Origin of the sequence: Pseudomonas sp. KBN12P06040 (assembly GCF_037574965.1) — a bacterium.
GTDB classification, from domain to species: Bacteria; Pseudomonadota; Gammaproteobacteria; order Pseudomonadales; family Pseudomonadaceae; genus Pseudomonas; species Pseudomonas aeruginosa.
The window spans coordinates 2,571,163-2,594,909 of the sequence record NZ_JBBELS010000001.1; the positions used below are offsets into that span (position 1 = coordinate 2,571,163).

18 protein-coding genes are annotated in these 23,747 nt (G+C 67.6%); 9 read left to right on the forward strand and 9 right to left on the reverse strand.

What is annotated here, in order from left to right:
- The first annotated feature begins 80 nt into the window (after window positions 1-80).
- Window positions 81-407, forward strand: coding sequence for a thioredoxin family protein (locus VQ067_RS12325; protein WP_003101499.1), 327 nt, complete (start codon window positions 81-83; stop codon window positions 405-407).
- 27 nt (window positions 408-434) lie between these two features.
- On the opposite strand, the gene VQ067_RS12330 is transcribed toward VQ067_RS12325, so the two are convergent.
- Together VQ067_RS12330 and VQ067_RS12335 are read right to left on the reverse strand one after the other, a co-directional pair.
- A complete protein-coding gene (locus VQ067_RS12330) occupies window positions 435-935 on the reverse strand; it encodes an acyl-CoA thioesterase (RefSeq protein ID WP_003090555.1) in 501 nt (166 codons plus the stop codon).
- A 170-nt stretch (window positions 936-1,105) separates the two neighbouring features.
- The gene (locus tag VQ067_RS12335; RefSeq protein ID WP_003090553.1) at window positions 1,106-1,630 is read right to left on the reverse strand and encodes an RrF2 family transcriptional regulator; all 525 of its coding nucleotides are present in this window, start codon (window positions 1,628-1,630) and stop codon (window positions 1,106-1,108) included.
- 268 nt (window positions 1,631-1,898) lie between these two features.
- Between VQ067_RS12335 and VQ067_RS12340 the strand changes: the two genes are divergently transcribed.
- Complete coding sequence (locus tag VQ067_RS12340) at window positions 1,899-3,104, forward strand: NAD(P)/FAD-dependent oxidoreductase (protein ID WP_003101497.1); 1,206 nt, start codon at window positions 1,899-1,901, stop codon at window positions 3,102-3,104.
- 212 nt (window positions 3,105-3,316) lie between these two features.
- Here the strand turns inward: VQ067_RS12340 and pfeE are convergent, their stop codons facing one another.
- The 4 genes from pfeE to VQ067_RS12360 all read right to left on the reverse strand — a co-directional run bounded on the left by pfeE (window position 3,317) and on the right by VQ067_RS12360 (window position 8,646).
- A complete protein-coding gene (pfeE, locus tag VQ067_RS12345) occupies window positions 3,317-4,231 on the reverse strand; it encodes a ferric enterobactin esterase PfeE (RefSeq protein WP_003122580.1) in 915 nt (304 codons plus the stop codon).
- Window positions 4,232-4,250: 19 nt separating this feature from the next.
- On the reverse strand, window positions 4,251-6,491 hold the full coding sequence (gene pfeA / locus VQ067_RS12350; RefSeq protein WP_003090548.1) for a siderophore enterobactin receptor PfeA: 2,241 nt from the start codon (window positions 6,489-6,491) through the stop codon (window positions 4,251-4,253).
- Between the two features lie 98 nt (window positions 6,492-6,589).
- The gene (gene pfeS / locus VQ067_RS12355) at window positions 6,590-7,930 is read right to left on the reverse strand and encodes a two-component system sensor histidine kinase PfeS (RefSeq protein ID WP_033991608.1); all 1,341 of its coding nucleotides are present in this window, start codon (window positions 7,928-7,930) and stop codon (window positions 6,590-6,592) included.
- Window positions 7,930-8,646, reverse strand: a complete 717-nt coding sequence (locus VQ067_RS12360) for a response regulator transcription factor (protein ID WP_003116701.1) — start codon at window positions 8,644-8,646, stop codon at window positions 7,930-7,932. The genes pfeS and VQ067_RS12360 overlap by 1 nt, the downstream gene beginning before the upstream one ends.
- A gap of 265 nt (window positions 8,647-8,911) precedes the next feature.
- Between VQ067_RS12360 and tssI the strand changes: the two genes are divergently transcribed.
- The 4 genes from tssI to VQ067_RS12380 all read left to right on the forward strand — a co-directional run bounded on the left by tssI (window position 8,912) and on the right by VQ067_RS12380 (window position 16,297).
- The gene (gene tssI / locus VQ067_RS12365) at window positions 8,912-10,981 is read left to right on the forward strand and encodes a type VI secretion system tip protein TssI/VgrG (RefSeq protein ID WP_009313976.1); all 2,070 of its coding nucleotides are present in this window, start codon (window positions 8,912-8,914) and stop codon (window positions 10,979-10,981) included.
- 49 nt (window positions 10,982-11,030) lie between these two features.
- Entirely contained in the window at window positions 11,031-14,984 is a 3,954-nt protein-coding gene (gene tse5 / locus VQ067_RS12370; protein ID WP_033991609.1) for a type VI secretion system effector Tse5, read from the forward strand.
- Window positions 14,981-15,172, forward strand: a complete 192-nt coding sequence (locus tag VQ067_RS12375) for a hypothetical protein (RefSeq protein ID WP_003090543.1) — start codon at window positions 14,981-14,983, stop codon at window positions 15,170-15,172. The genes tse5 and VQ067_RS12375 overlap by 4 nt, the downstream gene beginning before the upstream one ends.
- A gap of 162 nt (window positions 15,173-15,334) precedes the next feature.
- A complete protein-coding gene (locus VQ067_RS12380; RefSeq protein ID WP_003090528.1) occupies window positions 15,335-16,297 on the forward strand; it encodes a threo-3-hydroxy-L-aspartate ammonia-lyase in 963 nt (320 codons plus the stop codon).
- A 7-nt stretch (window positions 16,298-16,304) separates the two neighbouring features.
- On the opposite strand, the gene VQ067_RS12385 is transcribed toward VQ067_RS12380, so the two are convergent.
- The 3 genes from VQ067_RS12385 to VQ067_RS12395 form a co-directional block, all read right to left on the reverse strand.
- Window positions 16,305-17,546: a dienelactone hydrolase family protein gene (locus VQ067_RS12385; protein ID WP_003113399.1), complete on the reverse strand. Its 1,242-nt coding sequence runs from the start codon at window positions 17,544-17,546 to the stop codon at window positions 16,305-16,307.
- 182 nt (window positions 17,547-17,728) lie between these two features.
- Window positions 17,729-18,658: a LysR family transcriptional regulator gene (locus VQ067_RS12390; RefSeq protein WP_003090525.1), complete on the reverse strand. Its 930-nt coding sequence runs from the start codon at window positions 18,656-18,658 to the stop codon at window positions 17,729-17,731.
- 22 nt (window positions 18,659-18,680) lie between these two features.
- Window positions 18,681-19,655, reverse strand: a complete 975-nt coding sequence (locus VQ067_RS12395; RefSeq protein WP_003110096.1) for a quinone oxidoreductase family protein — start codon at window positions 19,653-19,655, stop codon at window positions 18,681-18,683.
- A 225-nt stretch (window positions 19,656-19,880) separates the two neighbouring features.
- On the opposite strand from VQ067_RS12395, the gene VQ067_RS12400 reads away from it, so the two are divergent.
- The 3 genes from VQ067_RS12400 (at window position 19,881) to VQ067_RS12410 (ending at window position 23,745) form a co-directional block, all read left to right on the forward strand.
- Window positions 19,881-20,633 (forward strand): class I SAM-dependent methyltransferase, encoded by a 753-nt coding sequence (locus VQ067_RS12400; RefSeq protein ID WP_033991110.1) that lies wholly within the window; start codon window positions 19,881-19,883, stop codon window positions 20,631-20,633.
- 591 nt (window positions 20,634-21,224) lie between these two features.
- Window positions 21,225-22,028, forward strand: coding sequence for an ABC transporter permease (locus VQ067_RS12405; protein ID WP_003097732.1), 804 nt, complete (start codon window positions 21,225-21,227; stop codon window positions 22,026-22,028).
- Window positions 22,018-23,745 (forward strand): GspE/PulE family protein, encoded by a 1,728-nt coding sequence (locus tag VQ067_RS12410; RefSeq protein ID WP_022579957.1) that lies wholly within the window; start codon window positions 22,018-22,020, stop codon window positions 23,743-23,745. Before VQ067_RS12405 ends, VQ067_RS12410 begins: the two co-directional genes overlap by 11 nt.
- Window positions 23,746-23,747: the final 2 nt, after the last annotated feature.

Here is a 23,747-nt window from a genome sequence, read left to right on the forward strand (position 1 = left end):
TCGCGCGGTCGCGCGGGTCGAACCTGGCGCCGCCGCGGGAGTCTGCCGTCCTGTCAGCCAAGCTCATGGAGAAGCAGCGTATGAAGACCCGATACAGCGCCGAGGCACCGGCGCGCGACGAACTGGACCGGCTCGCCGGTCCGACGCTGGTGGAGTTCGGTACCGACTGGTGCGGCCATTGCCAGGCCGCCCAGCCGCTGCTGGCGGAAGTATTCAGCGACTATCCGGAGGTCGGCCACCTGAAGGTCGAGGACGGTCCCGGGCGCCGCCTGGGGCGCTCGTTCCAGGTCAAGCTGTGGCCGACCTTCGTCTTTCTTCGCGACGGCCGGGAGGTGGCGCGGGTGGTCCGCCCCGGCAGCGCCAGCGTGCTGGAAGAAGCGTTCGAGAGCCTGGTCGGCGAGGGCTGAGGACCCGGCCCGCGGGCCGGGCGGCGTTCAGGCCGGCATCGCGTGATCCACCTGTTCGCGGATCTCCTGGTAGCGCAGTTCCATCAGCTTGCGCTGCTCGCGCCGGGCCAGGGCCTGGGCGTAGCGGCGTTTCTCGATCGCGGTCTCCGGTTCCAGTGGACGCACCGCCACCGGCCGGCGCTGGTCGTCCATCGCCACCATGGTGAAGAAGCAACTGTTGGTATGGCGCACGGTGCGCTCGTGGATGTTCTCGGTCATCACCTTCACCCCGACCTCCATCGAAGTGCGCCCGGTGTAGTTCACCGAGGCGAGGAAGGTCACCAGTTCGCCGACATGGATCGGCTCGCGGAAGATCACCTGATCCACCGACAGGGTCACCACGTAGCGTCCGGCGTAGCGCTTGGCGCAGGCGAAGGCCACTTCGTCGAGTAGCTTGAGCAGCGCGCCGCCGTGGACGTTGCCGGAGAAGTTCGCCTTGTCGGGGGTCATGAGCACGCTCATGGTCAGTTGGTAGCTGCCAGGTTCCATCGTTCACCTATCACGCAAGTTGGTCACGGGCCATTGCAGTGGGCCGGCGGCCGCTCTGCGGCGGCCTCTGGCGATAGGGTAGGGAGAAACGCCGGCGCGATTAGCACCGCAGTCGACAATGGTGTTTTCCGCGAAACGGGCTTGCGGCGCCGCTCCGTATGCGCCAAGGGCTAGTCGCGGGAGCCGCCGCGTCCTTCCCGGCTGGCATCCATCCAGCGCAGCACTTCTTCGCCGAACTCCGGTGGCGCGATACGCCCCACCCGGCGTACCAGGTCGAGGATGGTCTGCTGGGCCAGCGCTTCTTCCATGCGCTTCTGCGCGGTGAGCATCACCGCGTGGATAGAGCAGGTGTTGCGGGTCGCCCAGGAAGGCGGGTTGCCTTCGAAGATCGCGCAGCGCTCGCGGACCTCGCGGCATTCGAAGATCGATTTGTCGCCGTCGATGGCGCGGACCACGTCGAGCACGCTGATTTCGTTGGCCGGCCGTGCCAGGCGGAAGCCACCGCGCACGCCTTCGGTGGCAGCCACCAGGCCGGCCTTGGCCAGGCGGGTGAAGACCTTGGCCAGCAGTTCCGGCGGCACGCCCTGCAACTCGGCGAGGGTGCGTACGCTGGACTCGCGGCTGTCGCCTTTCTCGTCGGCGAGGAACAACAGGCAGTGGATGCCGTATTCGACGCCGGCGCTATAGAGAGCCATCACTAACTCCGACAGAAATATTCGCAATATTCTGCGCGGTTTTCAGGCCGCTCACAAGGACAGGTCGTTCGCTGTCTTCCGCCTCGAAGCGCTCTATCTCCGATCCTTTTCGTATGTTTTCGACGTCTTTTCCTCTCTTTCACGGCGAGGGGCGATTGCCTGTCGGAACGCTTTTCGGGGATTGATCTCCGTAACTACGACAAATATAGTCGTAGTTACGGAGAGGCTTTTCTCCGGATATCCCGTCCTTTCCCTCCAGGAGCCCCCAATGAAACAACGTATCCTGATCGTCGGTGCCGGATTCGCCGGCATGTGGAGCGCGCTGAGCGCAGTGCGCCAGCTCGACCGCCAGGGCCGCGACGACGTCGAGGTCGCGGTGCTCGCGCCGCAGCCCGAGCTGCGCATCCGCCCGCGTTTCTACGAGCCTGACGTGCAGCGCATGGCGGCGCCGCTGGGCGAATTGTTCGCCGCGGTCGGCGTGCGTTTCGTGCAGGGCAGCGCGCAGCGCATCGACGTGGCCGGCAAGCGAGTGGAGTACCGCGATGCCGAGGGCACGCTGGCGCAGCTGGACTACGACCGCCTGGTGCTGGCGGCCGGCAGCGGCGTGTGGCGTCCGGCGAGTGTCGCCGGCATCGACGCGGCCTTCGATGTCGACCAGTTGGAAGACGCCCTGCGCCTGGAGGCACACCTGCATGCCCTGCGCGACTTGCCGGATTCGCCGGCACGCAACACCGTGGTGGTCGCCGGCGGCGGCTTCACCGGCATCGAGACCGCCACCGAGATGCCGGCGCGCCTGCGGGCGATCCTCGGCGAGAAAGCGGCGCTGCGAGTGATCGTGGTCGACCGCGGCGCCGCCATCGGCGCATCGATGGGCGCGGACCTGAGCGGCTTGATCGCCGAGGCCTCGGCGGAACTGGGCGTGGAGTGGTGCCTGGGGCGTTCGGTGGCGGCGGTGGATGCCGAGGGCGTGACGCTCGACGACGGCCAGCGGATCGAGGCGAAGACCGTGGTCTGGACCGTGGGCGTGCGGGCCAGCACCCTGACCGGGCAGATTCCGGGCGAGCGCGATGCCCAGGGTCGCCTGCATGTCGACCGCAACCTCAAGGTGCTCGGTCTCGACGATGTCTACGCCACCGGCGACGTGGCCCGCGCGGCTACCGACGACCTCGGCAACCATGCCCTGATGACCTGCCAGCACGCCATCGCCCTGGGTCGCTCGGCCGGCAATAACGTGGCCGCCGACCTGCTCGGCGTCGAGCCGATTCCCTACAGCCAGGTGAAATACGTGACCTGTCTCGACCTCGGCGGCTGGGGCGCGGTGTTCACCGAGGGCTGGGACCGCCAGGTACGGTTCGTGCGCGAGGAAGGCAAGAAGATCAAGACCGAGATCAATGGCGTGTGGATCTACCCGCCGGCGGCGGACCGCGCCGTGGCGCTGGCGGCGGCCGACCCGCTGATTCCGGTGGTGGCGTAGGGCGATTTTCCCTCACCCCAACCCTTTCCCGCAGGCGGGAGAGGATGCCGTGCGGCGTAGAGGGATGCAGCGGCGCGCGGATGCCTGGCTTCCAGTAGGGCGAATAACCGCGAAGCGGTTATCCGCCGTTGCGTCGGTCTTCCTTACAGCCCGACCTTCTCCCGCGGGCGGAAGAAAGGGACGGCGTAAAGGGCTCCTGGGAGCGTGCGCCTTCAGCGCTGGCGTTCCACCGCCGGACGGGCGAGCAGAAGGCGCAACGAGGCCCCCAGCGTTTCGCCATGACCCAGGCCGTCGAGCGGCTGGAAGTCCAGCGTCAGCCCGGCAACCCGGCGCAGGTCATCTACCAGCCGCGCCATCGCCTGGCCCGGCTCGGCTTTCAGCGAGCCGCGCGGGCTGGCCGGTTCGGCGCTGCCGCGCCAGAGCAGGAGTTCCGCGCGCTTTCCGCGCAGGCGCTGTTCGAGCCCCGCTCGTTCGCCGAGGATCGCCCCGTCGCGCCACCACAGCGACGGGCTGGCCGCGGCGTAGCGGGCGAACTCGCCGGGACGGGTGAACAGTGCGTGGAGCACCAGCAGGCCGCCGTAGGAGTGTCCCCAGAGGGTTTGCCGCGCAGTGTCCAGGGGCGCCTGCGCCGCCACGGCCGGGCGCATGCCGTCGCGCAGCAGGTCGAGGAAGGCGTCGGCGCCACCGCTGGGCAGGCCGTTGAGTGGGTCGCGCTGATCGGCCTGGCCGGGACTCGCGGGGGTGTAGTCGAAGGTACGCCCGGCGCGGTCGATGCGCAGCGGCGTGCGGTAGCCGATGGCGACCAGCAGCGGTGCGTCGCCGTCGGCCAGGCGTCTCAGGGTGGACGCGTCGAGGGCGCCGACGGCGGCGTTGCCGTCGAGCATCCAGACCACCGGGTAGCCGGCGGCGGGCGGTGCCTGCAGCGGTCGGCCGAGCCACAGCCGGTAATGCCGCTGGCCATCGACGGAGTCCAGGTCCACGGCGCTGAAGCGATAGGGCAGGTCCTGGCGTTGCAGCAGGCTGCGGTCCATGGTCGCCTCGGGGTCCGGTTGCGCCAGCGGCGCGCCGCCGGGCAGGGCCGCCGCCAGGGCGAGGCCCAGGGCGGCGACGAGCAGGGAGGTTCTCATCAGGCTTTCTCGTTATGGCTCAGAACGACGCGGTCAGGCTGGTATAGAAGGTCCGTCCGGGCTCGTTGTAGGTCGCCGCGCCGGCCCCGTCGATGCCGACCACGCCCTGGGCATTGCCGGCGCGGAACAGGCGCTTGTCGAACAGGTTGTCGACGCCGGCGCCGAGGCTCAGGTTCTTGCTCAACCGATAGGTGCCGCCGAGGCCGGCGATGGCGTAGGGCGAGAGCTGGTCGTTGGCGCTGCCGGTGACACGGTCGCCGTGATAGTCGTATTTCTTCGGCTTCTGCTTGCCGTACCAGGTGACCGTGGCTTGCAGCGAGAGGTCGTCGGTGGCCTGCCAGTCGAGCATCGAGTTGAGGGTGTAGCGCGGCGTCACCGAGAGCACGTCGCCGGTTTCCTTGTTCTTCGATTGCAGCATGTAGGTGAAGTTGTTGCTCCACTTCAGGCCGTCGGCCAGGGGCAGGGTCAGGGTGCCTTCGAGGCCCTCGACCACCGCCTTGGGCACGTTCTCCCACTGGTAGATCGCCGCGTTGGCGTAGTCGCCCTTGCCGCCGCTGGCGTGGTCGACCGGTGACAGGCCGGATTCGATCTTGTTCTTGTAGTCGTTGCGGAAGTAGGTCAGCCCCGCTACCAGGCCGTCGTGGCTGTACTCGATGCCCAGTTCCTTGTTCACGCTGGTCTCGGCCTTGAGGCCGTCGTTGCCGCGCAGGTAGCAACTGGTGCTTTGCCCGTAGCAACCCTGGCCACGGCTGTAGAGCAGGTAGTCGGGGTTCAGCTGGTACAGGTTGGGGGCCTTGTAGGCGCGGGCGATACCGGCCTTCAGGGTGACCCGCTCGGTGAGCGCGTGGGACAGGTTCAGCGATGGGCTCCAGTTGTCGCCGACGATGTCGTGGTGGTCCCAACGCAGGCCTGGGGTGAGCATGGTGCCGGGCATCAGCTCGATGTTGTCCTCGGCGAACAGCGAGAAGATCCGCGCCGAGGAACTGCTGCTGCGGTTCTTTCCGGCGAGACCGGGGATCGAGCCGCCTTCCTCGGTGTTCTGGGTGTTGGAGCTGGGGTCGTCGAGCTTCTGCTCGGTCCACTCGCTGCCGAGGGTCAGGGTCTGCTCGTAGCCCAGGTGCAGCGGCAGGTTGACCTCGCCGTGGGCGGTCAGGTCGCGCAGGGTGGCGGTGTAGAAGCCGGCGTTGTTGGGGTCGAAGATACCTTCGGTGCCGCCGGCCAGGCCTTCGTTGATCCGGCTGTTGCGGGTCTTCTCGTACTGCAGGTAGGCCAGCGAGCTGCCGAAGTCCCATTCGCCGCGATGGGTGACCGAGTAGGTCTCGCGGTACATGCGGTTGGTCTCGTGGCCGAGCATCTGCTTCACGTAGTTGTTGCTGTTGGTGTTCTGCGTGTCGCCGGTGTAGATGTTGCCCTGGCGGCTGAAGCCGGCCTCGAACTCGAGAGTCTGCTCGGGCGTCAGGCGCCAGCTGAGCAGCCCGTCGATGTCCTTGTTGCGCACGCCTTCGCGACCGGCGGGGAGGGTGCCGGCCTGCTTGCCGGTGCGGTTGGATTCGTGGCCGGCGTTGATGTCCCAGTCGTCCGAGTCGGTCTTGGCGATGTTGCCGTAGACGCGGTAGCTGAGATTTTCCGTGAGCGGCCCGTTGAGACCGAAGCTCATCCGTTCGCTGGCGCCTTCGGCCTTGTGCTGCGGGAAATTGCTGTAGACGCTGAGATTACCGTGGGTTTCCGCGCCGGCCTGCTTGGTGATGATGTTCACCACGCCGCCCGCCGCGCCGTTGCCGTAGCGCGCCGCCGCCGGGCCGCGGATCACTTCGATGCGCTCGACCTGGTCGGCCGGCACCCAGTTGGTGTCGCCGCGGCTGTCGCGCTCGCCGCGCCAGCCGTAGCGCACCGAGTTGCGCGAGCTGACCGGCTTGCCGTCGACCAGGATCAGGGTGTTCTCCGGGCCCATGCCGCGGATGTCGATCTGCCGGTTGTTGCCACGCTGGCCGCTGGAGCTGTTGCCGGTCAGGTTGACCCCCGGCATGGTCCGGATGATCTGCGACAGGTCGTTGCTCGGCGGTCGCTTGGCGATGTCCTCGGCGGTGATGATGGAAACTCCCGGCGCCTGCTTGGTTTCCTCCTGGGCGGTGGCGACCACGGTCTGCTCGCCCAGCTCGATGACGGAGCCGTCGCCCTGGCCGGCGGCGTGTACGGCGTTGGCGAGCAGGCAACTGGACAGCAGCAGGAAGGGAACGGCGGGAAGGGCGCGTGAGGACATCGGTGATCTCCGGGCAATGCAGCGAAATGCAAGAGATCACGAATGATATTGATTGTTATTTGAGAGTAAAGCGCATTAACTTTCTAAACACTTCGCCCTCAGGCGGCCGCCGGCAGCCACAGGTGCAGGCACAATCCGGGCTTGCCGTTGCTGGCCCAGAGCCGGCCGCCCTGTAGCTCGATGGCGCGCCGGGCGATCGCCAGGCCGAGGCCGAAACCTTCGCCGGCGCTATCGTCCAGGCGCTGGTAGGGGAGGAAGATGCGTTCCAACTGGTCTTCCGCCACGCCAGGGCCCTGGTCCTGCAGGCGCAGGTGCCAGAAGTCGCCCTCGCGCTCGCCGTCGAGGCTGACCGTGCCGTTCTCGGGCGAGTGACGGATGGCGTTGCGCAGGAGGTTCTCCATGGCCTGGGCCAGGCTGTCCAGGTGGACCTCGACGCGACAGTCGACGCCCAAGCGGCAGGGTAGCCGCGCCGGGTCCCAGCCGCTTTCGAAACAGGCGTCATCGCGCAGCGCTTCCCACACCGACAGCGCCAGCACCGGCTCGGTGGGCAGTTGCGGGCGCTCGGTGTCCATCCAGGCGAGGTCGAGGGTGTCTTCCAGCAGTCGTTGCATGTCGCCGATTTCGCGATCCAGGCGCTGGCGCAACTGTTCCGGCGGTAGCTCGCTGTCGTGGGCGATGCGCAGGCGCGCCAGCGGCGTGCGCAGTTCGTGGGACAGGGTGCGCAGCAGCAGGCGCTGCTGGGCGAGACTCAGGCGCAGGCGCTCGGCCATGTGCTCCAGGGCCTGGGCCAGCTCGCCCAGTTCGTCGCGGCGGGCCGCCAGCGGTGCGGCGAGGGGAGTGCTTTCCAGTTCGTCGGCGCGCAGGGCGTCGGCGCGATCGCGCAAGCGGTTCAGCGGCACCACCAGGTGGCGATAGAGCAGCAGGCCGAGCAGGGCGGCCAGCAGGGTCGGGACTATGCCGTGGGTGACCAGGTGGGTCCAGGGGGTCAGTCCGCCGGGCAGCAGGCGCTCCGGTAACTGGATTACCAGCCGGCCCTGCTCGGGATGTCCGGGGAACTCGATGCTGACGTACGGCAGTTCGTCCTGCAGGCGTCGGCTCATCGGCCAGTCGAGCTTGCGCATGAAGGTGAGGTGGCTCGACTCCTCGGCGCTTAGCGGCGTGCTGCCGAGGCTTTCCAGGTACGGTCCGACCAGCGCCACCCAGGTATCTTCCTTCGCCGACAGTTCCTTGCGGAAGCGTTCGGCGCCCGCGGCGCCCTCGCTGCGCCAGGCATCCTCCGCCTGCCGCGCGTAGTCCGCCAGGTAGCTGCGGTCGGCCGGGGCGAGGAAGTAGGTGCTGCGCTCCACCGACAGGCCCCAGGTGTAGATCAGCCAGGTCAGCAGCAGGCAGAAGCCGACCTGCAGCAGCGCCAGTTTCCATAACAGCGGGTGCCTGCGCATCAGGGGTGTTCCGTCTCCACCAGCAGGTAGCCCTGGCCGCGTACCGCCTGGATCTGCAGGTGACGGACGGCGACCGCGGCGAGTTTGCGCCGCAGGTTGCAGACGTGCACGTCGAGACCGCGGTCGAGGCGCGTGTAGCTGCGGTGCAGCACGCTCCGGTAGAGGAACGGCTTGCTCAGCGCCTCGCCAGCGTGTTCGCGGAGCGTCGCCAGGAGGCGGTACTCGGATGGCGTCAGCCCCGCCGGAAGGCCCTGGTGGAGCACATCCTGGGCCTGGTCGTCGAACACCAGCCGGGTATCCCGCCGCTGCGCCGACGGCAGGCGGTCCAGTCGTACGCGGCGCAGCAGGGCGTCGGTGCGGGCGTCCAGCTCGGCCAGGCTGAACGGCTTCGGCAGGTAGTCGTCGGCGCCGCGGGTGAAGCCGCTGATGCGATCCTGCTCGGCGCCCAGGGCCGACATCAGCATCACCGGCGTGGCCTGCTCGCGGCGCAGCAACTCCAGCAGGGCCAGGCCGTCGAGGCCGGGCAGCATGATGTCCAGCAACACCAGGTCGAACGCTTCGCGCCCGGCGGCTTCCAGCCCGTGCGAGCCATCGCCGCAGACGGTCACGCGGAAGCCGCGCTGGCGGAAATGCGCGTCGAGATCCTCGCGCAGGCGCGGGTCGTCTTCGACCAGCAGCAGGCGGGGAGATGGGTTTGAGATATGAGAATGATTCACGTTCGTGAATATCTCATTTTTGCCGGGGATCGAGCAATGGGCCAATGCGACGCATCGCGCTCGGAGCGGAAATACTTTTCGACAAAGCCGTCGTTGCTTCGGTTTTTTTTCTGGCTTAGGGTCGGCGGGTCCGCAGGAGGCGGGCAGGGGTGTCGTGGCTATTGGCTAGCCTTTCGCGACGGCACTGGGTTGTACGATCATCTGGCGCGCCGCTGGCGCGTTGTTCGGGCCGCCCGCCGCAGGTGACTATCAAGGAAGATTCCCCATGCTGTTCTCCCAACACACCCGCCTGGTACACGTGGACTCCCCGCTGGGCCCCGAGGTCCTGCAACTGCAACGGCTGGAAGGCCGCGAGGAGCTGGGCCGGCTGTTCAGCCACGAACTCGAACTGGTCTCGAGCAATCCCGCCTTGCCTCTGGATGCCCTGTTGGGCAAGCCGATGAGCCTCGCGCTGGAACTCCCCGGCGGTAGCCGGCGGCACTTCCACGGCATCGTCGCGCGCTGCAGCCAGGGCGCCGGCGCCGGCCAGTTCGCCAGCTACCAGGTCACCCTGCGCCCCTGGCTGTGGCTGCTGACGCGCACTTCGGACTGCCGCATCTTCCAGAACCAGAAGGTCCCGGACATCATCAAGCAGGTGTTCCGCGACCTCGGCTTCTCCGACTTCGAGGACGCCCTGAGCCGCTCCTACCGCGAGTGGGAATACTGCGTGCAATACCGCGAGACCAGCTTCGATTTCGTCAGCCGGTTGATGGAACAGGAAGGCATCTACTACTGGTTCCGCCACGAAAAGAAGCGCCACATCCTGGTGCTCTCCGATGCCTACGGCGCGCACCACAGCCCGGCCGGCTACACCAGCGTGCCCTATTACCCGCCGAGCCTCGGCCATCGCGAGCGCGACCACTTCTTCGACTGGCACATGGCGCGCGAGGTCCAGCCCGGCTCGCTGAGCCTCAACGACTACGACTTCCAGCGTCCCGGCACCCGCCTGGAAGTGCGCTCCAATGTCGGGCGCGCCCATGCCGCGGCCGACTACCCGCTCTACGACTACCCTGGCGAGTATGTGCAGAGTCAGGACGGCGAACACTATGCACGGACCCGCATCGAGGCGATCCAGACCCAGTACGAGCGAGTTCGCCTGCGGGGATGCGCCAGGGGTATCGGGGCGGGCCATCTGTTCCACCTGAGCAACTACCCGCGCCTGGACCAGAACCGCGAATACCTGGTGGTTGGCGCCGAGTACCGGGTAGTCCAGGAACTCTACGAGACCGGTAATGGCGGGGGCGGCGCGCAGTTCGAGAGCGAGCTGGACTGTATCGACGCCGGCCAGGCTTTCCGCCCCTTGCCGTCGACCCCGGTGCCGGTGGTGCGCGGCCCGCAGACCGCGGTGGTGGTCGGGCCCAAGGGCGAGGAGATCTGGACCGACCAGTATGGCCGGGTCAAGGTGCATTTCCACTGGGACCGCCACGACCAGTCCAACGAGAACAGCTCCTGCTGGATGCGCGTCTCGCAGGCCTGGGCCGGGAAGAACTGGGGCTCGATCCAGATCCCGCGGATCGGCCAGGAAGTGATCGTCAGCTTCCTCGAAGGCGACCCGGACCGTCCGATCATCACCGGGCGGGTCTACAACGCCGAGCAGACGGTGCCCTACGAGCTGCCGGCGAACGCTACCCAGAGCGGCACCAAGAGCCGTTCGAGCAAGGGCGGCACGCCGGCCAACTTCAACGAGATCCGCATGGAGGACAAGAAGGGCGCCGAGCAGTTGTTCATCCATGCCGAGAGGAACCAGGACATCGAGGTCGAGAACGACGAGACCCACTGGGTCGGCCACGACCGGACCAAGACTATCGACCACGACGAGACGGTGCATGTGAAGCACGATCGCACCGAGACCGTGGACAACAACGAGACCATCACCGTGCATGCCAACCGCAGCAAGACGGTCGACCGCAACGAGACGGTCAGGATCGGCATGAACAAGACGGAAACCATCCTCATGGCCTCGTTGCAGAACGTCGGCATGGGGCGCATGGAAAACGTCGGGCTCGGCTACAGCCTGAACGTCGGCATGATGATGAACACCGTGGTCGGGCTGAACCAGAGCACCCAGGTGATGAAGAAGAAGACCTTGTCGGTGGGCGATAGCTACGAAGTGAGCGTGGGCGGCAGCGACGATGGCTCTAAGATCACCCTGGACGGTCAGAGCATCACCCTCGGCAGCCAGCGCATCGAGCTGACCGCCGACCGCGAGATCCTCTTGCGCTGCGGCCAGAGCACGATCCGCCTGACGCCGGGGGAGATCGAGATCCTCTCGCCCAATGTCGATATCAACTGTTGAGCGGCGGGCGGATGTCCTGTCGCGGCTTTTCCCAAGGAAGGATGGATAGATGAGCGGCCTACCGGTTTCCCATGTCGGCGAGAAAGTCTCGGGAGGGGTTATCTCCACCGGCTCGCCCACCGTGCACGTCGGCAGCAACGCGGTCGGCCTGGCCGACCGGGTGTCCGCCTGCGTGCCGTTGGTGGGCAAGCCGGTCAACCCGATGCTCGGCAGCAAGCTGCTGCCGGAAGAGGTCGATTTCGCCCTGGCGGCGCCGGACACCTTCACCTTCGCCCGTGGCTACCTGTCGAGCAACCCCCGTATCGGCCGGCTCGGCCGGGGCTGGTGGCTGCCGGGCGAGAGCATGCACCTGGAACTGAGCGAAGACGCCTGCGTGCTGGTCGACGCCCAGGGCCGCCGGATCGGCTTTCCTGCGCTGGCTCCCGGCGCCCAGCATTATTCCGGCAGCGAGGAGCTGTGGCTGCGCCGCGGCGGTTCGAGCGGCGGCGAAGCGCAGGCCTGGCGCGGGCGCTGGGCGGCGGTGCCGGCCGAACTGCAGACGCAGGAGGGCTCCGTGCTGGTGCTGTCCGGCCACAGCTACCTGCATTTCCAGCGTTGCCCCGACGGTATCTGGCGCCTGCAGGCCAGCTTCGGCCGCGCCGGCTACCGCACCGAGTTCCGCTGGAGCGGACGTGGCCTGCTCACCGGCGTGCGCGACAGCGCCGGGCGCAGCTATGCGCTGGTCTACCAGCAAGCCTGCGAGCCGAGCGAGGGCGACGACGGCCTGCGTCTGTTCGGCGTGATCCTGGCCAGCCACGACGGACCGCCTCCGGACTACATCGATCCGCAGAGCCCGGGGCTCGACTGGCTGGTGCGCTACCAGTTCAGCGACAGCGGCGACCTGATCGCCGTGCGCGACCGTCTTGGCCAGGTGGTCCGGGTATTCGCCTGGCGCGAGCACATGCTGGTCGCCCACGGCGAACCGGGTGGGCTGGAGGTTCGCTACGAGTGGGATGTCCATGCTCCGCACGGGCGGGTCGTGAAGCAGATCGAGGCGGGCGGCCTGACCCGTACCTTCCGCTACCTGCGCGATGCCACCGAGGTCAGCGACAGCCTCGGCCGCGTCGAACGCTACGAGTTCGCCGGCGAGGGTGGGCAGCGGCGCTGGACCGCGCTGGTCAGGGCCGACGGCAGCCGTAGCGAGTTCGACTACGACCTGTTCGGCCGCCTGGTCGCCATGCGCGATCCGCTGGGACGGGAGACGCGGCGCCGGCGCGATGGCCAGGGGCGGATGCTCGAGGAGGAGTCGCCGGGCAAGGCGCGCTATCGCAAGCGCGTCGACGAAGAGACCGGGCTGCTGGTCGAGCTGGAGGACGCGATGCAGCGCCGCTGGACCTTCGAGCGCGACGAACGGGGCAATGCGACGACGGTGCGCGGCCCGGCCGGCAGCACCCGCTACGCCTACGAAGACCCGCGCCTGCCCGACCGGCCGACGCGAATCGTCGACCCGCGCGGCGGCGAGCGGCGCCTGGAGTGGAACCGCTTCGGCCTGTTGGCCGCGTTGACCGATTGTTCCGGCCAGGTCTGGCGTTACGACTACGACAACGAAGGACGTTTGGTCGCCAGCAGCGACCCGCTGGGACAACTGACCCGGCGCCGCTACGACCCGCTGGGGCAACTGATCGGCCTGGAATTGGCCGACGGCAGCGCCCTGAGCTATGAATACGACGCCCTTGGGCGGCAGACCCGTATCGCCGATGCCAAGGGGCACGCCACGCTGTTTTCCTGGGGGCACGGCGATCTGCTGGCGCGGGTTTCCGACGCCGGCGGCGGCGAATTGTCCTACCTGCACGACGAAGCCGGCAGGCTGGTCGCCCTGACCAACGAGAACGGCGTCCAGGCGCAGTTCCGCTACGACCTGCTGGACCGTCTGGTGGAAGAGACCGGCTTCGACGGTCGTCGCCAACGCTATCGCTACAACGCCGCTGACGAACTGATCGCCCGCGAGGATGCCGACGGTCGCGAGACCACCTATGGCTACGACCGCGACGGCCGCCTGGCGAGCATCCGGGTTCCCGCCACCGAGCACGCACCGGCCCTGGTCGAGCGTTACCGCTGGTTGGCCGACGGCCGCCTGGCCAGCGCCGGCGGGGCGGATTGCGAGGTGCGCTACACGTACGACGAGGTCGGTAACCTGCGCCTGGAAAGCCAGGTACATGCCGACGGTTGGGTCTACAGCGTCGAGCACAGCCACGACGCGCTAGGCGTGCGCCAGACCAGCCGCTACGGCGACGCGCCGCCGGTCGCCTGGCTGACCTATGGCCCGGGTCATCTGCACGGCGCGCTGGTCGGTGCGGTCGAGCTGGCCTTCGAGCGCGATGCCCTGCACCGCGAGGTGCGTCGCGACGCCCGCCGCGACGGGCAGGATGACGCGTTGTTCACCCAGGAGCGCCAGCACGCGCCGCTGGGACGCCTGCAGCGCAGCCGCCTGCGTCTGGCCGGCGGTTTCGACTGGCAGCGCGGCTATCGCTACGACGGACTTGGACAACTGGTCGGCATCGACGACAACCAGTATCCGTCGGTGCGCTACGAATACGACCTCGGCGGTCGCCTGCTGGCCAGCCGGCGCGCTGGCGCGGCGGCCAGCACCTACCGCTACGACGCCGCCGGCAACCGCCTGGAGGGCGTCGGCGAGTACGCGCGCGAGGACGCTCGCCAGGCATTCGCCGAGAACGAACTGTACCGCTCCGGTTTCAGTCGCTCCGAGGCGCGCGCGCGCCAGGCCGGCGAAGGCCCGGCGCGCTGGGTCGGCAACCGCGTGGAGAGGATCGCCGGCAACCGCTATCGCTTCGATGCGCTGGGCAACCTGGTCGAGCGTATCGGCGCCGACGGCGAGCGCCTGCGCCTGGCCTACGACGGCGCGCAGCGCCTGGTCCATCTGACGCGCGATTACGCCGACGGTACGCGGCTGGAGGCGCGCTACCGCTACGACGCGCTGTCGCGACGGATCGCCAAGGTGGTGCTGCGCGAGGGTGTCGAGCAGCAGGTGCGCTTCGGCTGGGATGGCGATCGCCAATGCGCCGAAGCCTTTGCGCGGGAACTGCGCACGACCGTTCACGAACCGGGCGGTTTCGTCCCGTTGCTGCGCCTGGAGCAGGCCTGCGAGCCCGATCCCCCGGAGCTGCTGCAACTGCGCCAGGCGTTCGCCGCCGAAGGCCAGCCGCTGCCGGCGCAATGCGTGCCGGCGCTGGGCGAGGCGCGGATCGCTTTCTTCCACACCGATCACCTCGGTACCCCCCTGCAGCTGAGCGACGAACGTGGCCAACTGCGTTGGCAGGGCGTTCCGGACGACTGGCGGGCGGTGGCGCCGGAACGACAGCCGGGTGCGCAGCCGATCCGCTTCCAGGGGCAGTACCACGATGAGGAAAGCGGCCTCTACTACAACCGCTACCGTTACTACCTGCCGGAAGCCGGGCGCTATGCCAGCCAGGACCCGCTCGGCCTGGGCGGTGGGCCCAACCCCTATGCCTACGCGCTGAACGCGCCCACGCTGGCCTACGATCCCACCGGCCTGATCATCCCGCTGGTGGTGATCGGTGCCTTCGCCGCCCGCGCCGCGATCGGAGCGGCGCTGGGCGCCGGCATCGAGCTGGGGATGCAGACCGGCAAGCAGGTGCTGGGGCAGATGAAGGACAACTGGGACAGCGATCGCGACCTCACCGATATCAAGTGGAAGTGCATCGACATCAACTGGAAACACGTCGGCGCCTCGGCGGCCATCGGCACCGTGGCGCCGGGCATGCTCAGCACCGGCAAGACCGTGGTGCAGTCCGCCAAGGCGATCAGGACCCTTTCCGGACAGGCGGCCAACACCGCCAACCGCGCGGCCAAGCTGGCCGCGCGCAAGGCCGCCCATGCCGATACCATCAAGAAGGCCGTGGCCACCCAGGCCGCCTGGCAGACGGGCAAGCAGATCGTCAAATGCCCGCTGAAGGACGAAGAAGAGGAGTGTCCGCCGCAATGATCAAGCATTACCTGCTGATGACCCTCGTCTGCATACCGCTGGCGTTGCTCTACGTCTGCCTGGAATGGTTCTTCGGCAACACCTGGGTGACCGTCGGGGTGTTCTTCGGCGTGCTCGTCGTGCTGCGCCTCGGGCTCTACCTCTACCGCCGCTCGAAGGGCATCAGGGACGGCTACCTGGACGAGTGAGGCCGACCCGGCATCGCGGAGCATCGACCCATGCAGGGCCTCTTCGTCAATGGCTCCGCCAGTCTTCCGCCGCCGATGCTGTCGCGCAGGCGCTGCTGGCGGCGTTCGCCTGGTAACCTGGCGACCTGCCTGTCTTCTTTGCCAAGGTCCGAGGAACCGACCATGCACGACCTGCCTACCTACGACGATGTGATCGCCGCCGCCGCGCGGATCGCCGGGCATGCCAACCGCACGCCGGTGATGTCCTCGCGTACCCTCGACGAAGAACTCGGCGCGGAAGTCTTCTTCAAATGCGAAAACCTGCAGCGCATGGGAGCGTTCAAGTTCCGCGGCGCCTTCAACGCGCTGTCGCGGTTTTCCGCCGAGCAGCGTGCCGCCGGGGTGGTGGCGTTCTCCTCCGGCAACCACGCCCAGGCCATCGCCCTCTCGGCGCGCTTGCTGGGGATCCCGGCGACCATCGTGATGCCGGCCGACGCGCCGGCGGTGAAGATCGAGGCGACCCGTGGCTACGGCGGGCAGGTAGTGCTCTATGACCGCTATACGGAAGATCGCGAGCAGATCGGCCGCGACCTGGCGCAGCGCCATGGCCTGACCCTGATCCCGCCCTACGATCACCCCGACGTGCTGGCCGGGCAGGGCACCGCGGCCAAGGAACTGTTCGAAGAAGTCGGTCCGCTGGACGCCTTCTTCGCGCCCCTCGGCGGCGGCGGCTTGCTCTCCGGCTGCGCCCTGGCGATCCGCGCGCTGGCGCCGGCCTGCCGGATCTACGGGGTGGAGCCGGAGGCCGGCAACGATGGCCAGCGTTCGCTGCGCAGCGGCGCCATCGTGCATATCGATACGCCGCAGACCCTCGCCGATGGCGCCCAGACCCAGCATTTGGGCAATCTCACCTTCCCGCTGATCCAGCGCAACGTCGATGACATCCTCACCGCCAGCGACGCCGAACTGGTGGATGGCATGCGCTTCCTCGCCGCGCGGATGAAGCTGCTGGTCGAGCCCACCGGTTGCCTCGGCCTGGCCGCCGCCCGCCAGCGCAAGGACGAATTGCGCGGCAAGCGGGTCGGGATCCTGCTCAGCGGCGGTAACGTCGACCTGGCGCGTTTCTGCGCCTTGCTCGGCGGCTAGCCGGCCGCTAGAGGCCGAGTCCTTCGCTGGCTGCCCAGCGCGCCATCAGGCGGTTCGAGGGCAGGCTTTCGTCGAGCAGCTTGCGCGCGCTTTCCACCCCCGCGACCGGCAGGCCCTGCGGGTCGAGCAGGCCGATCTGCACCAGCACGCCGGCCTGGTCCCAATAGATGTGCTCGTGGTAAAGGCGGTCGCCGCGAAAGCGCACCACGCCGAGCATGGGGATTTCCACGAAGCGCCCGGTGGGTGGGACGCCGGGCAGCAGCCAGTCGATCTCGCAGCTGTGGGTGAAGCGCATGACGAACTCGTCGACCACCTGCAGCGCCCCCACCGTCCGCGAAATCGGCGTGAGGGTCATGTCCGGCGGGTTGCCGTGAATGAAGTGATGGCGGTAGAAGCGGCTCAGTTCGCGCTGGCCGACGCCGCCGGTGAGGGTCGGGACATGGTTGACATAGGGCTCGGCGACCATGGTCGCCATGGTCGCGGCGACGTCGCGGGTATCGAACTCGTGGCGCACATGCTCGTCCCACAGCGCGGAGAGGTCGAAGTTCGGCCCGATCTCCCGCTTCAGGGCGGCGATGCTGCGTTCGTGGGCCATCAGGTAGGCCGGTTTGTCGAAGTGCATGCCGCCGACGCGGGCGAAGGCGTGATCGACGCCGGGGTAGAGGTACAACTCGGTCTTGGGCAGGTTGCGCAGGCAGGGCAGGATCGCGTCGCGGGCCTGCTGCGGGCAGTAGGCGTCCTGTTCGGCGAAATGCAGCACCAGCCGGCCCTTGATCTGTTTCGCCTCGTCGAGCAGCGCCTCGATGCCCATGCCGTAGTAGCCCACCGAGCAGGAGACGTCGGTGCGCGTCGCGGCGAGGTAGGCCAGCTTGCCGCCCATGCAGAAGCCGACGAAGCCGATCCCGGCGTGGACCACCTCCTCGCGTTGGCGCAGGTGCTCGATACAGGCGGCGATGTCGTCCACCGCGGCGTCTAGGTCGATGCGCTGGAACAGCTCGATGGCCTTGGCGAAGGCCGCTTCGTCGTAGCCCAGGTCGACGCCCGGCTGCAGCCGCCAGAACAGGTCGGGGACCAGGGCCACGTAGCCCTCTTCGGCGTACAGGTCGGCCACCGCGCGCATGTTCGCGTTGACGCCGAAGATTTCCTGACCGATCACCACGCCCGGCCCCTTGCCGCTGGCGGGGAGCGCGAGATACGCGTCGAACCGGCCGCTGCCGTCGGACGCGGCGATGCTGACGTACTGTCCCATGCCTGGATTCCTCATCGGGTTGTTGTTGGAGTGGGAAAACGGGAAAGCGAAGCGAACCAGCCTAGTAGGAACCGGCCGGCGGGTCATTGGCTATCCGCATGCTGGCGGGAGGGTATCCGGATTGTCCGGGAGCGAGGGGCGGGAGGCGGCGCGATCCTCGGCGAGCCGCTCGCGGATACCGCTCAGTCCCGCTGGCGCTGCCAGGGCGGGCCCGCGGCGAACCGCGCTTCCACCCATTGGCGGAACGCGCTGGCCGCCGCCGTGGCGTAGCGCGCCGAGGGGCGCACCAGGTAGACGCCGGCGTCGGCATCCAGTTGCCACTCCGGCAGCACCCGTACCAGCCTGCCGGCTTCGAGGTCGCGGCTCATCAGCCACTCGCCGGCGGCGAAGATGCCCAGGCCCTGGCGTGCGGCGCAGAGCAGGGCCTCGTTGTCGTTGCTGACCATCGAGCCGCGTACCCGCACGGGCTGCTGTTCGTCCTGGCGGGTCAGCTTCCATTCCGGGTACGAGTGCAGTCCGCTGAAGCCGAGGCAATTGTGTGCCGCCAGGTCGGCCGGGATACGCGGTACCCCATGCCGCTCCAGGTAGTCGGGAGCGGCGCCGAGGATGCGCCGGTGGGCGCACAGCCGCCTGGCCACCAGGCGGCTGTCGGCCAGTTCGCCGACCCGGATCGCGAGGTCGAAGCCTTCCGCGATGATGTCGACGAAGCGCTCCGAATAGTCGGTTTCCAGCACCACCTGCGGATGCGCCAGGGCGAACTCCGCCAGCAGCGGACCGAGCCAGAGCCGGCCCATCGCCGATGGCAGGGCGATGCGCAGGCGTCCGCGCAGTTGCGCGGCGCCCAGGCTGGCTTCGTGCTCGGCCTCGTCGAGCAGGTCGACGGCCTGGCGGAAGCGGCTCGCCAGGCGCTCGCCTTCATCGGTGAAGCGCAGTTGCCGGGTGGTGCGTTCGACCAGGCGGATGCCGAGGCGACGCTCCAGTGCGCCGAGCCGCTTCGAGAGCACCGAGGGATGGCGTTGCAGGGCGCGGCCGGCGGCGGCGAACGAACCGTGCTCGGCCAGGGCCAGGAGCGTGGCGACTTCATCGGCCTGCCGGCTGTCGAACGGTTGCATGCATGCGCCTCTTGCGGGTGGGTCAGGGCAAGAGTACCAGCGCGCCTTGCGAGCGTCCCTCCAGCAGATCGGTATGCGCCACGGCCGCCTCGGCCAGCGGGTAGCGCCGCCAGACCCGGGGCTGGATGACACCGTCTGCATGGGCGCGCAGCACAGCCTGCGCGCGTAGCCGGTATTCCTCCGGGTTGGCGGTGTGGGCGGCGAGCGAGGGACGGGTGAGGAACAGCGAACCCTTGGCGTTGAGGGTGGCGACTTCGACGGCTGGCGGCACGCCGGAGGTAGCGCCGAAGGACACCAGCAGGCCGCGCGGACGCAAGCTGTCCAGGGATGCCTCGAAGGTAGCGCGACCGATGGGGTCGTAGACCACATCGACCTTGCGCCCGGCGGTCAGCTCGGCGACCTGGGCGGCGAGACTGGCCGCGTCGAACACCAGCACCTCGTCGCAGCCGGCAGCCCTGGCCCGTTCGACACTTTCCGCCTTCGACACCACGCCGATCACCCAGGCGCCCAGGTGCCGGGCCCAGGCCGCCATCAACTGGCCGACGGCGCCCGCCGCGCCGTACAGCAGGATGCGTGTGCCGGGCCCGACGGGGTAGGTGGCGTGCAGCAGGTAGTGCGCGGTGATGCCCTTGAACAGCAGCGCCGCCGCGTCCTCGAAAGCGAGTGTGTCGGGCAGCTTCAGCAAGCGCTCGGCGGGGTAGAGCCGGGCGCTGGCATAGGCGCCCAGCGGGCCGGTGGCATAGGCGACGCGGTCGCCCGGCGCCAGTCCGGAGACTCCCGGACCCAGCGCGGCGACCACTCCGGCGCCTTCCAGGCCGAGGCCGGACGGCAGCGGAATCGGTACCGCTCCCGAGCGCTGGCCGAGGTCCAGCGGATTGACGCCGATGGCGGCCTGCTCCAGCCAGACCTCGCCGGGGCCCGGTTGCTGCGCCTGGACTTGCTCCAGGCGCAGGACCTCGGGGCCTCCGTTTGCGTTGAGGGTGATGCGACTGGGCATGGCGGTCTCCTTGGCTGCGTTCGTCGTTCCGGCAGTCTAATGAAGCATCTGGGGATGACCAGGTAGGTTCTTTGCAGTTGATTGCTGCACCGCATGCAGTAGTGAGACGGTGCTCCAAGGTGACCGAAAGTCGTGTTTCCGTATCGACGGGATTCGCCTAGTGTAAGGCGGCAGCCTGGACGGCCATGGTCCCTGTGGTCGCCGGGATCATTTCGGGAGAGTCCCATGACGGCACCTTTCAAGGATCATTTCTCCACCGGTTCGGCGAACTACGCCGCACATCGTCCGACCTACCCGGCGCGGTTGGTCGACGAGCTGGCCGCGCTCTGCCCCGGCACCCGCCTGGCCCTGGACTGCGGCTGCGGCACCGGACAGCTTACGGTGCTGTTGGCCGAGCGTTTCGAACGGGTGGTCGGTACCGACGCCAGCGCCGCGCAGATCGACAAGGCGCAGGCGCGCGAGCGGGTCGAGTATCGCGTGGCCCTGGCCGAGGACAGCGGGCTGGCGGCGGCCAGCGCCGACCTGGTGACGGTCGCCCAGGCCGCCCACTGGCTGGACCTGCCGCGCTTCTACGAGGAAGTCCGGCGTGTGGCCCGCGCGGATGCCATCCTGGCCCTGGTTACCTATGGCGTATTGCATGTCAACGGCCCCATGGAACCGCTGGTCCAGCACTTCTACCACCAGGTCGTCGGCCCCTACTGGCCTGCCGAGCGGCGCCACGTGGAGGAGGGCTACCGCAATCTGCCGTTCCCCTTCGAGGAGCGCCGCCTGCCGGACCTGGCCATCGAGGTGGCCTGGACCCTGGACGAACTGCTGGGCTATGTCGGTACCTGGTCGGCGGTGAAGGAAGCCGGCAAGGCCCTTGGCCAGGATCCGGGCGCCGCGTTCGTCGATGAGCTGCGCGAAGCCTGGGGCGACCCGCAGACGCGCTATCGGGTCAGTTGGCCGCTGACGGTGCGCGCCGGGGTGATCCGCTGAGCCATCGGACGCAATCCGAAACTCAACCATGACGGCGGGGAGAGCGCCGATCGCGTCCGCCTGCCGTCTACGCAGGTCGCTGCAACCCCTTGGCAGCCGCGGCGTCGCTTGAGCGCGGGCACAGGGGGCAGGTGGTGCGCCGAGTCGTATTCGTCGAACTCGCCATGCCGCCCCAGGGCGGGTCGGCGTGCAGGTTGCCAGTCCCTGGCGTACGGGGCGCTCAGTGCGTGCTTTCGTTTCACTGAGCCAGGTTTTCCAGCGCTATGAAGAAATCGCCCCGATTGCAGGATGAGTCTTGCTTTCGTCCCGGTTTCACTGCCGCTGGCTGCTGAATCGAGGGTGCACTCCGCGCAGTCCGGCCCCACACCTTGAGAGTCGTTGCCATTGCCGGGGTTACCCACGTGCTTTCCAGCAGGTACGGAGCCGATGGGAGATCGAGTTAGCGAGAGTGCCGGCTTGCTCCGGCCTTCTGAAGACTCTTCTTGAATCAGAAAAACCTTACGCCAGAAGTAGTGGGGGCTGATGGCCCAGCTCGCTTCGATCCTTCATGGTTAGCGGGTTCTGTTCTTCTTCGCCGTGGAGAGTTTTTCTGTGAGTGGTTCCCTCTTGGTACCGGCCAGTCTCGCCAGTCGCATCAGGCTCCTGCTGGTCATGACCCGGCGCGAGGTCGAACTGCGTTATCGCGACGCCATGTTGGGCCGCATCTGGATCATCGTCTCGCCGTTCCTGCTCTTGCTGATCTATACGTTTGTCTTCGGCTTCGTGCTGAAGTCGCGCTGGGGTGGAAGCCAGAGCACGCTTTCCTTCGCCTTGACCCTGTTTTCCGGACTCCTGCTGAACGGGATCCTCGCTGAAAGCCTGTCCAGGGCCCCGACTATCATCCAGGCCAACGCCAACTACGTGAAGAAGCTGGTTTTTCCCCTGGAGATACTCCCCCTCACACCGCTACTGGCCGCTTTCTTCAACGCCATGCTCGGCTACCTGGTGCTCTGTATCTTTCTTCTCTTCAGCGGCGTCGAGCCGGGCTGGCAACTGGTTCTGCTACCGCTTGCCCTGCTCCCCTTCCTGCTCTGCGTGACGGGGCTGGCGTGGTTCCTCGCGGGGCTCGGGGTCTATGTTCGCGACATAGGGCAGTTCGTCCAGTTTCTCCTGGTGCTTCTGCTATTCATCAGCCCGGTGTTCTATCCGCTGTCATCCTTGCCACCGGTAATGCAGCCCTACCTGTACCTCAATCCGCTGACGATCCCGGTGGAAATGGTCAGGGCGATCCTTTTCGATGCTCCCTATCCGACCCTTGGGGTCTTCAGCGTTTATTGCGTTGCGTCGCTGCTGGTCTGTTCATCGGGCTTCCTCTGGTTCCGTCGGGTACAGGAAGGTTTTGCAGATGTCCTCTGAGGCCGTTTCCCCGGGCCCGCAGGTGACGGCCGAGTGGATACCGCTGGGGCAGCGTTTGCTCGAACGCGGGTTGGTGAGCGGCCAGGAACTCGAGCGGGCGCTCGACCTGCAACGCCGGCTTGGCGGCCGCCTGGGAGGTATTCTCGTGCGTTCCGGAGCCATCTCGGAAAATACCCTCATGCAGGTGCTGGCGGAGCAACTGCGGTTGCCGCTGGTGGGGGACGACCTGCGGAAGCCGAGCGAAGAGTCCATCGCCGCATTCCTGCTCAGCACCCCGATCAATACCGACTGGTTCGTCGAAGAGCAACTGGTGGTCTGGGAGGAGGGCGAGCAACTGCTGTTCGCGGCGCGTGATCCGTTATCTCCTTCGATACGCGAAACCCTGGGCTATTTCTATCCGGAGCGCTCGATTCAAGCAGTGCTGTGCCGCTCCCAGGATCTGGACGGCTGGTTGGAGCATTCCCTGGACCTGGCCCGGCAAGGTGCGGATCGGCACGCCTACGGCAGCGAAGACATCCGCTACCTGCGGGAGCTGGCGGAGGAGGCGCCGGTAGTCGAACTCGTCAACAACGTGATGAGCCAGGCCATGGAAAAGCGCTCTTCGGATATTCACATCGAACCCCGGGAGTTCGACTTCCGTATCCGCTTCCGCGTCGACGGCGTCCTGCACGACCAACTGAGCCTTCCCCGCGAGCGATTCGCGGCGGTCGTCTCGCGGATCAAGCTGATCTCCGCCATCGACATCGCGGAGCGACGGTTGCCGCAGGATGGACGCATGAGCATCCGGGTCAGCGGTACGGAGCTCGACGTGCGGGTCTCCACCTTGCCAGGGGTGCATGGCGAATCGGTGGTCATGCGCCTGTTGCCGAAGGAGCGCGAGGGGTTGCGCCTGGACCGGCTCGGGATGCTCCCGGACCACTTGCAGAGGATGCGTGCATGGGTAGCGGAACCCCACGGCATCATCCTGGTGACCGGCCCCACCGGATCGGGCAAGTCCACCACGCTCTATGGCGCGCTGGAGGAAATCAATGATGGCGTGCGCAAGCTCATCAGCGTGGAAGATCCCGTGGAGTACCAGGTGCCCAACATCACCCAGGTCCAGGTCCATGCCGACATCGGCCTGACCTTCGCTGCCGCCTTGCGCTCGATCCTGCGGCAGGATCCCGATGTGATCATGATCGGGGAGATACGCGACCTGGAGACGGCGGAGATCGCCGTACAGTCCTCGCTCACCGGTCACCTGGTGCTTTCGACCCTGCATACCAACGATGCGGTGAGTGCCTTCACGCGCTTGATCGACATGGGCGTGGAACCCTTCCTGGTGGCTTCGCCGGTGCGCGGTGTCCAGGCCCAGCGACTGGTGCGCAGGTTGTGCGCCCACTGCGCGGAACCTTGCGAGCCAACCCTTGCTGCGGCCGATCTGGCAGCGACCGAGGCGGCCACCGCGCGGCTGTTCCCGGGGCAGGCAGCGCAATGGCGCGTGGCGCGAGGCTGCGGCCGCTGCGAAGGTACCGGCTACAGCGGCCGTGTGGGCATCTACGAACTCGTCGATCTGTCTTCCGAGATGCGCGACCTGATCGTGCAGAGAGCTTCCCTCGAACAGATGCATCGGCTTGCCGCCAGCCAGGGACAGCGCAATCTGCGTGAAGATGGCTTGATCAAGGCCTGGTTGGGTATGACCAGTCTTGACGAGGTGCATCGCGTGACCAGCGGCTAAGT